The sequence below is a fragment of the Paraburkholderia sp. TE9906 genome (assembly GCF_056279605.1).
Genome location: NZ_JBWCCT010000005.1, coordinates 584,890 through 596,699, shown reverse-complemented (window position 1 = coordinate 596,699; position 11,810 = coordinate 584,890). Strand labels below are relative to the sequence as shown.

The following is an 11,810-nucleotide window of genomic DNA, read 5'->3' as shown; positions in this document are numbered from 1 at the left end:
GCGGTAGCGCGTTTTTTGGCCGGAACGGTGCTGGCTAGAACCATTGCGGCGCCATGCCGAGCGTGGTGTCGTCGAGACTGCGCAGCGTGGCGAGCATCAACGCGACGCGCGGCAACTCCCAACGGAAGAACCACTGGCACGCGTGCAGTTTGCCGCGATAGAAGTCCGCGTCTGTCTCGGCTTCGCTGCGCGCATCGGCTAGCGCGGCGCTCGCGACGACCGCCTGCCTCAGCCACGTCCACGCGATCACGATATGGCCGAATGCTTCGAGAAACGCATTCGCGTTGGCGAGCGCGCGTTCGGTTTCTTGAGCGAGCGTGGGCAGCAGTGCTTCGAGCGTCGCGTTCAGGTCGCGCCATGCATCGCCGAGCGCGTTTGCGTGTGCATGCAGGCGTTCGTGAGTCCGCGCGGCGTCGATCGTGCGCTGGATCTCATGGCCAAGTAGCGCGAGCGCGGCCCCCTGTTTCATCACGACTTTGCGACCCAGCAGATCGATCGCCTGAATGCCGTGCGTGCCTTCGTGAATCATGTTGAGCCGGTTGTCGCGATAGAACTGCTCGACCGGGTACTCGCGCGTATAGCCGTAGCCGCCGTGAATCTGGATCGCGAGGCTGTTCGCTTCCAGACACCACTGCGACGGCCACGATTTCACCACCGGCGTCAGCAGATCGAGCAGCAAGCCCGCCTCGGCGCGTGCGGCATCGCTCTCACCGGTGTGCTGTTCGTCGACGAGGCGCGCCGCATACAGGCATAACGCGTATGCGCCTTCCACATAGGCCTTTTGGGCGAGCAGCATGCGGCGCACGTCGGCATGTTCGATCAGCGGCAACTGCGGGTCGAGCGGATTCTTGTTGTCGGGCCGGCGACCTTGTGGCCGCTCGCGCGCATAGTCGAGCGAGGCCAGATAGCCGCGATAGCCGAGCATCACGGCGCCGAGGCCGACACCGATGCGTGCCTCGTTCATCATGTGGAACATGGTGGCGAGGCCGTGATGCGGTTCTCCCACCAGCTCGCCGATACATGTGCCGTGTTCGCCGAACGACAGCATCGTCGACGTCGTGCCGCGCCAACCCATCTTGTGAATCAGTCCCGCCAGGGCGACGTCGTTGCGCGCGCCTAGGCTGCCGTCGTCGTTGACGTGGTACTTCGGCACCGTGAACAGCGAGATGCCTTTGACGCCTGGCGGCCCGCCCGGAATGCGCGCGAGCACGAGATGAACGATGTTCTCGCTCAATTCGTGATCGCCGGCCGAGATGAAAATTTTGTTGCCGCGAATCGAATAGGTGCCGTCTTCGTTCGGCGTCGCCGTGGTGACGAGATCGGAGAGGCTGGAGCCCGCTTGCGGTTCGGTGAGCGCCATCGTGCCGAACGCGCGGCCTTCGAACAGCGCCTGCAGATACTTACGCTTTTGCGCTTCGCTGCCGAAGCGTTCGATCACGTTCGCATTCGCGGTGGTCAGCATCGCGTAGGAGGACGTGGCGATGTTGGCGCTCTTGAAGAGCGACAGGCACGCGAAAGCAATCAGCGACGGCAACTGCATGCCGCCCCACTCGTAGTCTTTGCCCGCGGCGAGAAAGCCGGTGGCGCGCAACGCGTCGAGGGCGTCTTTCACTTCGACGGGCAGCGTGACCCGTTGACCATCGAATTGCGGTTCATGCTCGTCGAGCAGTCGGTTGTGGGGCGCGAATTTTTCGACGGCCACCGCATGTGCGGTATCGAGCGCCGCGCGGAAAGTCTCGCGGCTGTGATCGGCATGGCGCGTGCGTCGCGTGAGCGTCTCGGCCTCGAGTACTTCGAATAGCTGGAAATCCAGATCACGCGTGTTGATGATCAACGCATCTTGCATGAAAGAAGCCCCGTCCAAAGATAAGCCGCTATGCAGAACAACGACGCGACGCACGCAAGAAGAGCGGCTTTGCGCATCCGCATAGATCAGTCGAAACGCGCGTTATGCGGGTAAGTCCTGATGATCCGCACATCGGCGATGCGAGTCAGTCTATAACGAAAGTGAATGGGCGTGCTTTTATTTACACGTCGAATTTCGGCACGTATGATGGTCAGAAAATATGGAATCCAAATCTGCATAGCGGAACACGTGGAGGAGCGAGACGATGGCTGTGAAGGAACTGTTTCAACTGGACGGCAAGGTTGCGTTGATCACCGGCGGCTCGCGCGGCCTCGGCCTGCAAATGGCCGAAGCGCTCGGCGAGATGGGTTGCCGCGTCGCGATCACCGCGCGCAAGGCCGATGAACTCGCCGAAGCGAAGACACACCTGCAAGGCCGCGGCATCGAGGTGCTGACCGTGGTGAACGATCTGCAACGCTTCGAGGGCATCCCCGGTCTCGTCGATGAAGTGCTGGGGCTGCATGGCCGCATCGATATCCTCGTGAACAACGCGGGCGCGACGTGGGGTGCACCCGCTGAAGACTATCCCGACGAAGCGTGGCACAAGGTGATGAACCTGAACGTCAACGCGCCGTTCTTCGTCGCGCGTGAAGTCGGCAAGCGCAGCATGATCCCGCGGCGCGCGGGCAAGATCATCAACATCGCGTCGGTGGCGGGACTCAAGGGTTCGCCGCCCGGCATGAATACGATTGCGTACAACACGTCGAAGGCCGCTGCGATCAATTTCACGCGCGCGCTGGCCGCGGAATGGGGCAAGTACAACATCAACGTCAACGCCATCTGCCCGGGCTTTTTCCCGTCGAAGATGTCGGCGGGGCTGCTCGACAAGCTCGAAGACACGATCGTGTCGCGCACGCCGCTGCAACGTCTTGGCGGCGACGAGGACCTCAAGGGGCCCGTCGTGTTTCTCGCGAGCGAAGCGTCGCGGCACATCACCGGCCAACACTTCGCGGTGGACGGCGGGGCGATCATCGTCTGAGTCATCGTCCGGGGACGGACATACCGTTTCGTTGCGCGTACGTATTAATCCAGGAGACGATGCATGGATTTTCAGCACTCGGACAAGGTCAAGAGTTTGCAGAAGCGCCTGAATGCTTTCATGGACGAGCACGTCTATCCAGCCGAAGCCGTTTTCGACGCGCAGATGGATGCCGCGCGCGAATCCGGCAATCGCTGGCAACCGGCGCCGGTGATCGAGCAACTGAAAGAGAAGGCGAAGGCCGCCGGTTTGTGGAATCTGTTTCTGCCCGAGTCGAAATACGGCGCCGGGCTCACGAACCTCGAATACGCGCCGTTGTGCGAAATCATGGGGCGCTCGCACATCGGCGCGGAGCCGTTCAACTGTTCCGCGCCGGACACCGGCAACATGGAAACGCTCGTGCGTTACGCGAGCGTCGAGCAGCAACAGCAATGGCTGCTGCCGCTGCTCGACGGCACGATCCGCTCGGCATTCGCGATGACGGAGCCGGAGGTGGCGTCGTCGGATGCGACCAACATCGAGGCGCGCATCGTGCGCGACGGCGGTCACTACGTGATCGATGGCCGCAAATGGTGGACCTCGGGCGCGAACGATCCGCGCTGCCAGATCCTGATCTTCATGGGCAAGTCGAATCCCGATCATCCGAACCGGCATCAGCAACAGTCGATGATCCTGGTGCCGATGGCCACGCCCGGCGTCAAGGTCCTGCGTCACTTGCCGGTGTTCGGCTACGACGACGCGCCGCACGGTCACGCCGAAATCGCGTTCGAGAACGTGCGCGTGCCCGCGAGCAACATGCTGCTCGGCGAAGGGCGCGGCTTCGAAATCGCGCAGGGCCGGCTCGGACCGGGGCGCATCCACCACTGCATGCGCCTGATCGGACGCGCCGAACGCGCGCTCGAAGCGATGTGCCGCCGTTCGCTCGATCGCGTCGCGTTCGGCAAACCGATCGCGGAGCAAGGTGTGACGCGCGAACGGATCGCCAACGCGCGCATCATGATCGACCAGACGCGCTTTCTCGTGCTCAATGCCGCGCACAAGATGGACACGGTCGGCAACAAGGCGGCGCGCCAGGAGATCGCGATGATCAAGGTGGCCGCGCCGAACATGGCCTGCCAGGTGATCGACTGGGCGATGCAGGCGCACGGCGGCGGCGCGCTCAGCGACGACTTCGGCCTCGCGCGCGCCTATGCGAGCTCGCGCACGCTGCGTTTCGCCGACGGCCCTGACGAGGTGCATCGCAATGCGATTGCCAAAATGGAGCTTGGGCGTTATCTCACGCGTTGAAGACACGCATGAAATCCAGCCGTGCCGTGCATCGCGACGCATTGGCCGGCTCACCAACGGAAGCTCGAGCGCAGTCGTACGCGCCGCAAGGCGCATCCGCCGCGCGGCGAACATGAACGAAGCGCGCAGCAACAGTGAAGCGCGCGCCGACAGTCAAGCAGGAGACGCCCATGAACGAACGCCATCACCCGCATTGGCCGCCGCAAGTGCCACTGCATCTGACGCTGCCCGAGACCAACATTTTCTACAACGCCGAAGTCTCGGCGGCGCGCTTTCCCGACAAGCCGTTTATTGTTTTCTACGACACGCCGGTGTCATTCGCCGAGTTCAAGGACGAGGCGGAGCGCATCGCGGGTTTCCTGCAGAACGAGTGCCACGTGAAAGCGGGCGACCGTGTGCTGCTCTACATGCAGAACAGCCCGCAATGGATCATTGCTTACTACGGCATTCTGCGGGCCAACGCGGTGGTCGTGCCGGTCAATCCGATGAACATGAGCGCCGAACTCGCGCACTACGTCGAGGACAGCGGCGCGACCACGATCATCGCGCCGCAATGCCTGTTCGCGAACGTCGAGCCGCTGATCGGCAAAGGACCAGGCCAGGGACTCGAACACGCAATCGTCGCGACGTATAGCGATTATCTGAAGCGGCCTTCGCCGATCGCCGTGCCGGAATTCGTCGCGGCGCCGCGCAAGCACTTCAATATCAACGGCGTGACTTCGTGGCAAGCCGTGCTCGATCGCCACATCGCGCCGGGCCCGCTCACCACCGGCGCCGACGATCTGTGCGTGATGCCGTACACGTCCGGCACCACCGGCAAGCCGAAGGGCTGCATGCACACGCATCGCAGCGTGATGAGCACGCTGCTCGGCGGCTGCGTGTGGTTCGCGGCGCCCGCCGACGGCGTTTATCTGTCGGTGCTGCCGTTCTTCCACGTGACCGGCATGCAGGGCGGCATGAACAGCGCGGTGTTTTCCGGCGCGACCATCGTCGTTCTGCCGCGCTGGGATCGAGACGCGGCCGCGCTATGCATGCAGAAATATCGCGTCACCGCGTGGCAGTCGATCTCGACGATGATGGTCGACTTCCTGTCGAACCCGAGGCTCGGGGAATACGATCTGTCGAGCCTGAGCGGCGCGCGCGGCGGCGGCGCGGCGATGCCGGACGCGATCGCCCGCAAGCTCAAGGCGCTCACCGGTCTCGATTACGTCGAAGGCTACGGCATGTCGGAGACGATTGCCGGCACGCACATCAATCCGCCGCATCGTCCGAAGCCGCAGTGCCTCGGCATTCCCGTGTTCGACGTGGACTCGCGCGTGATCGACCCGCTCACGTTGCAGGAACTGCCGCAAGGCGAGACCGGCGAGATCGTCGTCAACGCGCCGCAGGTGATGCAAGGCTACTGGCGCAATCCGAAAGCAACCGCCGAGGCGTTCGTCGAACTCGACGGCAAGCGGTTTCTGCGTACCGGCGACCTCGGGCATATCGACGAGGACGGCTACTTCTTCATGACCGACCGCCTCAAACGGATGATCAACGCATCCGGCTACAAGGTCTGGCCGGCCGAGGTCGAAGCGCTGATGTACCGGCATCCGGCGATTCACGAGGTGTGCGTGATCGGCGTCAAGGACGAGAAGCGCGGCGAGACCGTGAAGGCGCTGGTAGTGCCCGACGCGGCGCATGCAGGGAAGATTGCCGCGCAGGAGATCATCGACTGGGCACACGAGCAGATGGCGGCGTACAAGGCGCCGCGCATCGTCGAATTCGTCACGTCGCTGCCGAAATCGGGCAGCGGCAAGATTCTATGGCGCGTGTTGCAGGAAGAGGACGCCGCGCGTACAGCCGCGGCGGGTGGCGGCAAGGCGGACAACGGCGGTGGTGGCGCGGCGCGATGACATGGCTCAATATTCTGCAGGACGAACCATTCGTGTGTATTACCGATATGTTGCGCCGCTTTGGTAAGGAGCGCGGCGAGCATCCGGCATTGATCTGTGGTGACGAAGTGGTCAGCTACGCGGCGCTCGATGCGCGCGTCGACCGCTTTGCCGCCGCGTTGCAGCGCGAGGGCATCCAGCCGCGCGATGCGATTGCGTTGTGCGCGGCCGCGTCGGTGGACTACGTGGTGGCGTTTCTCGGCGGCTTGCGGGCGGGGGCGGTGGTCGCGCCGCTCGCGCTGTCGTCGAGCGCGGCGAGTCTCGTCGGCATGATCGGCAACTCGGGCGCGCGGCTGCTGTTCGTCGACGCGGAGGTCAAGCGTCTGCTCGAACCGGTCGCCGCACAAATCGACGCGACACCGATTGCGCTCGACGCTCACGTTGGCAGCACCGCGCTCGGCACATGGCTCGCGCCGCAGCGCGCGACGCCCGCGGCGGTGACAATCGATCCGGCGTGGCCGTTCAACATCATCTACTCGTCCGGCACCACGGGTACGCCGAAGGGCATCGTGCAATCGCACGGCATGCGCTGGGCGTACGCGGTGCGCAGCATTGAGCGCGGCTACGGACCCGACGCGATCACGCTGATCTCCACACCGTTGTATTCGAACACGACGCTCGTGAGCTTCATGCCGACGCTGACTTTCGGCGGCACCGTCGTGCTGATGCCGAAGTTCGAGACCACGCGCTATCTGGAACTCGCGCAACGGCATCGCGTGACGCACACGATGCTCGTGCCGGTGCAGTATCAGCGCCTGATGGCGCATCCGGATTTCGACCGTTACGACCTGTCCAGCTTCCAGGCCAAGTTCTGCACCAGCGCGCCGTTCGCGGCGAGCATCAAGGCGGACGTGGTGCGCCGCTGGCCCGGCAGGCTGACCGAGTACTACGGGATGACCGAAGGCGGCGGCTCGTGCCAGCTGGAAGCCGACGAATGGCCGGGCAAGCTGCACTCGGTCGGACGACCGATGGAAGGGCACGACATCCGGCTGATCGACGAACTAGGCAACGAGGTGCCGGCGGGCGAGGTGGGCGAGATCGTCGGCCATTCGCCCGCGATGATGACCGGCTACTACCGGCAGCCCGACAAGACGGCGCAAGCGGAGTGGTACGACCCAGGCGGCAAGCGCTTCATTCGCACCGGCGACATGGGCCGTTTCGATGAGGACGGCTTTCTGACGCTGCTCGATCGCAAGAAGGACGTGATCATTTCGGGGGGCTTCAACGTGTATCCGAGCGATCTGGAAGCTGAAGTGAGCCGGCATCCGGATGTCGCGGAAGTGGCCGTGGTCGGTGCGCAATCGGAGCAATGGGGCGAAACGCCGGTTGCGTTTGTGGTGCGCGCGCCGCATGCACGGATCGATGCGGATACGCTGCTGGGCTGGGTCAATGCGCGGCTCGGCAAGATGCAGCGGCTCTCGGCGCTGCGCTTTGTCGACAGCTTGCCGCGCAGTGCGATCGGCAAGGTGCTCAAGCGTGAGTTGCGTGATCGGTTTTATCTTGCTGGGCGTTAGGGCAGGGTGGCTGCGTGCAGGCGCTTTATCAACCGATATCAGCTGGCAATGGGATAACGCATGGACAATTTCGCAGACAAGGTCGCGGTGATTACCGGCGCGGGCTCCGGCTTCGGTCGTGAGTTCGCGAGGCTCGGCACCAAACTCGGCATGCGGCTCGTGCTGGCCGACGTGCAACAGGACGCGCTCGACGAAACCTTCGCCGAAGTGAGCGCGGCCGGCGCGCAGGCCATCGCGCGTCGCGTCGATGTGGCGAAGGGCGACGAGGTGGACGAACTCGCGCGCGCCACGCTCGACGCGTTCGGCGGCGTGCATCTGGTGTTCAACAACGCGGGCGTGGGCGGCAGCGGCGGACTCGTGTGGGAGAACACCGAGCGCGACTGGCAATGGTTGCTCGGCGTCAATCTGTGGGGCGTGATTCACGGTGTGCGCGCGTTCACGCCGCTGATGCTCGAGGCCGCGCAACGCGATGCCGGTTATCGCGGGCACATCGTCAATACCGCGTCGATGGCGGGGCTGGTCAATCCACCGATGGTGGGGCCGTACAACGTGTCGAAACACGCAGTGGTCTCGCTGACGGAATCGCTGTATCAGGATCTTTCGCTGGTCACGCGGCAGGCGGCGTGCTCGGTGCTGTGTCCGTACTTCGTGCCGACGGGGATTGCGCACGCGCAGCGTAATCGGCCGGCGGAACTTGCTAACGATGCGCCGCTGACTTTGTCGCAACGTGTGTCGCGTGCGTTGAGCGAGAAGGCGGTGAGTTCGGGGAAGATCAGCGCTGGGCAAGTTGCTGCGATGGTGTTCGATGCGATTCGTGAGAAGCAGTTTTATATCTATTCGCATCCGAATGCGCTGGGTGCGGTGAAGACGCGTGGGGAGGATATTGTGACGGCGCGTAATCCGACGGATCCGTTTGCTGAAAGGCCACAGGTGCGGGAGCAGATTGTGGGGGCGTTGAGGGGTGAGGGGCCTTTGTTTTACGCTTTAAGGAACGCCCGTATAACGAAGACTGGAGTTTCCGCCAGCAGATGAGTCAACGGGCGGGTTTCGTGAGCGCATCGGGCATGACAGGCAGATGTTCGAACGGACATGTATGCACCAGCGGCGGTATAGCCAGTGATTGTTCGCTCATCGATTCAATGGGCCAACGAGCACGACGCGGTCGTCGTGCTTGTATTGTTTCTTACCGGTATCGATTTTCATCGATGATTTTCCGGTGAAGGTGTCGCCATGTTACATGGCGTCGATCCTACTCTCGGTCCTGAGTGGCGGCTTCTGGGGAATGCCCATCCTTCAATGCGACACAGCATTTTTATACGTCGTAAATATCGAGGATGAGCAACTAGCATATAAATTTCATCTCGAAATATTTGAATTGGAAAATTTTGTTAAGTCATAAAAAATGACTGAATCGATATTCACAGTGAGATTGAAAGCGTTTACCTTTGCCCGCGAACACGCATGCCGGGTTGTCGTTGATAACTCGTTGGAAATGCGTGCGCTGCCGCGACGCACAAGGAACAAAAACGATGGCGGATCTGTTGGAGAACGTGGAGAAGTACGCGAATAGTCTGACAGCGCTGACAGGTCGGCAGTCGTATTTTCTGGAGGTGACCGGGCCGGGTAATGGGCGGGAGCTGTCGGTGGTTTCGTTCACCGCGGTTGAGCGCATGGGTGAGCCGTATCGCGTGACCATCGAGCTCACGCACCCGGAGAGTCTTGCGCGGGGTGACTATCTCGGGCGTGACGCGACGTTCACGATCGATGCTTCTGATAGCAGCGAGCCGCGTGTGTTTGCAGGCTGCATCACGCGCTTTTCGAAGACCAAGACGACGAAGGACTTCAGCAGCTACCGGATGGTGGTCGAGGCGCATATCGCGCGGCTGAGGCTCACGCGTACGAGCCGCATTTACCAGCAGCAGAGCGCGCCGCAGATCATCGAAGCGATCCTGCGGCGTCATGCTTTTACAGGGAACCAGTTCGTTTTCAGGCTGCGGCGTCAGTATCCGCAGCACCCGTTCCGGTTCCAGTACCAGGTTTCCGATCTCGCGTATATCCAGATCCTGATGCAGAAGGAAGGGATCTACAGTTACTTCGTGCAGGGCAAACACGGCGATGTGATCGTATTCGCCGACGACGTGGATCACTACGTCTATACGCCGGAACTGAAGGTGCCGTACCGCGAGAAGGCAGGGCTGGAATCCGGCATCGAATCGGTCTTCGCGCTGGAGATGCACGCAGAGACGGTGCCGCAGGCGGTGCTGGTGGCCGACTACAACCCGGATCAGGCATGGGAGCGGTTCAGGGCTGATGCGAATGTCGCGAAGAAGGACACGACGACGTACGGACAGTCGTACGTCTATGGCACGCATCATCTTGACCAGGATGGCGCGCAGTGGGAAGCACAGTTGCGTCATGAGGCGGCGATTGCCTGGCAGGTGATCTACGAAGGCGGGAGCAATGTGCTTGATCTGCGCCCGGCGCGGGTGCTGCGCATGGACGAGGATTTGCCGGATGCGCCCAACGGACAGGTAATCATCGAGGTCACGCATAACGGTGCACGCGACCAGGCCTACCGCAACAGCTACAAAGCAATGCCGGCCGACCGGCGCTTCCGCCTGAAGCTCGAAGAAGACACGTGGCCGAAGATCACCGGCACGCTGAGCGCGCGGGTCACATCGCCGGGCAGCTACGAGTATGCATACCTGACGCAGCAGGGCTACTACACGGTGCGCTTCGACCTGGACTTCGACGAATGGAATCCGGGTGGTGAAAGCGTGCCGCTACGTCTGGCCAAACCCTTCGCGGGCAGGTTACAGACCGGCTTCCACTTCCCGGCGCTGGACGGTGACGAAGCGGTGCTGGAGTTCCGCGACGGCAATCCGGACAAGCCATATATCTCGCAGTTCCACCATCACAGCCAGGCGGTGGACCTGATCACGAATCAGGACCGCTGGCTCTCGCGCAATGTGATCCGTACGCAGAGCAACAACAAGCTGCGCATGGAGGACTGGAAGGGCTACGAGAGTATCAAGCTGTCAACGGAACACTCAGGCAAGAGCCAGCTGAATCTGGGTTATCTGGTCGATTCGGGGAAGCAGCGGCGCGGTGAGGGCTTCGAGTTGCGCACGTCCGGGTGGGGGGCACTGCGCGCGGGCAAGGGGCTGTACGTCACGGCGCACGACCAGCCGAAGGCGGCGGCCCAGCAACTGGACATGCAGGCCCCCATTGCGCAGCTTGAAAGCGCACTGGAGATTGCCAGGGCACTGGCAGGTTCAGCGACGACAGCGAAAGCCGCGCCCGCCGATACCGACGCCCAAAAACAGGTGAAGGATGAACTGGACGGGCTGAAGCAGCCCGGCATTCTGGCGAGCGCGCCGGCCTCCATCGGCATCGTGTCGGGTCGTGGCATGCAGTTGGCGGCACAGGAGAACATCTCAGCGGTGGCGGGAAAGAGCGTCGATGTCAGCGCAGTGAAGCGCTTCACGGTGGCGGCGGGTGAACTGGTGTCGCTGTTCGCGCAGAAACTGGGTATCAGGCTGTTCGCAGCCAGGGGGCCAGTCGAAATCCAGGCGCAGAGCGACGCGATGTCGTTGCTCGCCGACAGGGATGTCACAGTGGCAAGCGTCGACGGCAAGGTTGACATTGCTGCTTCGAAGGAACTGATTCTGGCGTGCGGTGGCGCATTCGTGAAGCTCGCAGACGGCAACATCACGCTGGGTGGCCCGGGCGACCTGTTCCTCAAAATTATCACGGTCCAGAAGCGGGGAGCGCAATCGTACGACGTCCCCATGAACCTCAATCATCCGGGACTGGCAGGTCTGCCGACGATGCTTCTTACGCTTCACGCAATGGCGTCCCCAGCATCGCGGGGAGGCATCCCGACAGGCATGCCGTACAAACTGTTTGCCGACGGCGAGCTGATGAAGCAGGGGGTGTTCGACTCGACGGGCCAGCTTCTGGTCGATCATCACATGACTACCCGGAAGTACACGCTGGAACTGGCGAACGGCGTCACGCACACTCTTCCAGTAGCCGAAGCGTATCGGGGCGATACCGTCAACGGCACCCTCGCAAATCGGGGCTTTCAATATCACGAAGCGATGCCGGAAGGTAATGCCGAGGCCGTCGATCGGGCCATGCACCGACAGTCTTATAGCGATCTGCTGAGTTCGGGTTCGGAAGATTGA

7 protein-coding genes are annotated in these 11,810 nt (G+C 62.4%); 6 read left to right on the top strand and 1 reads right to left on the bottom strand.

What is annotated here, in order from left to right; translation table 11 throughout:
• Window positions 1–34 precede the first annotated feature (34 nt).
• Window positions 35–1,846 carry an acyl-CoA dehydrogenase gene (locus ACZ9H4_RS16680; protein WP_476119760.1) on the bottom strand — a complete coding sequence of 604 codons (1,812 nt, stop codon included), beginning with the start codon at window positions 1,844–1,846 and terminating at the stop codon, window positions 35–37.
• A 265-nt stretch (window positions 1,847–2,111) separates the two neighbouring features.
• On the opposite strand from ACZ9H4_RS16680, the gene ACZ9H4_RS16675 reads away from it, so the two are divergent.
• The 6 genes from ACZ9H4_RS16675 (at window position 2,112) to ACZ9H4_RS16650 (ending at window position 11,810) form a co-directional block, all read left to right on the top strand.
• Window positions 2,112–2,885 (top strand): SDR family oxidoreductase, encoded by a 774-nt coding sequence (locus ACZ9H4_RS16675; protein ID WP_408149528.1) that lies wholly within the window; start codon window positions 2,112–2,114, stop codon window positions 2,883–2,885.
• A gap of 63 nt (window positions 2,886–2,948) precedes the next feature.
• Complete coding sequence (locus tag ACZ9H4_RS16670; protein ID WP_476119758.1) at window positions 2,949–4,172, top strand: acyl-CoA dehydrogenase family protein; 1,224 nt, start codon at window positions 2,949–2,951, stop codon at window positions 4,170–4,172.
• A gap of 170 nt (window positions 4,173–4,342) precedes the next feature.
• Window positions 4,343–6,067 (top strand): long-chain fatty acid--CoA ligase, encoded by a 1,725-nt coding sequence (locus ACZ9H4_RS16665; RefSeq protein WP_408153344.1) that lies wholly within the window; start codon window positions 4,343–4,345, stop codon window positions 6,065–6,067.
• Window positions 6,064–7,620: a class I adenylate-forming enzyme family protein gene (locus tag ACZ9H4_RS16660; RefSeq protein ID WP_476119755.1), complete on the top strand. Its 1,557-nt coding sequence runs from the start codon at window positions 6,064–6,066 to the stop codon at window positions 7,618–7,620. Before ACZ9H4_RS16665 ends, ACZ9H4_RS16660 begins: the two co-directional genes overlap by 4 nt.
• Window positions 7,621–7,680: 60 nt before the next feature.
• Window positions 7,681–8,652, top strand: coding sequence for an SDR family oxidoreductase (locus tag ACZ9H4_RS16655; RefSeq protein ID WP_476119753.1), 972 nt, complete (start codon window positions 7,681–7,683; stop codon window positions 8,650–8,652).
• Window positions 8,653–9,149: 497 nt separating this feature from the next.
• Window positions 9,150–11,810 (top strand): type VI secretion system Vgr family protein, encoded by a 2,661-nt coding sequence (locus ACZ9H4_RS16650; RefSeq protein WP_476119751.1) that lies wholly within the window; start codon window positions 9,150–9,152, stop codon window positions 11,808–11,810.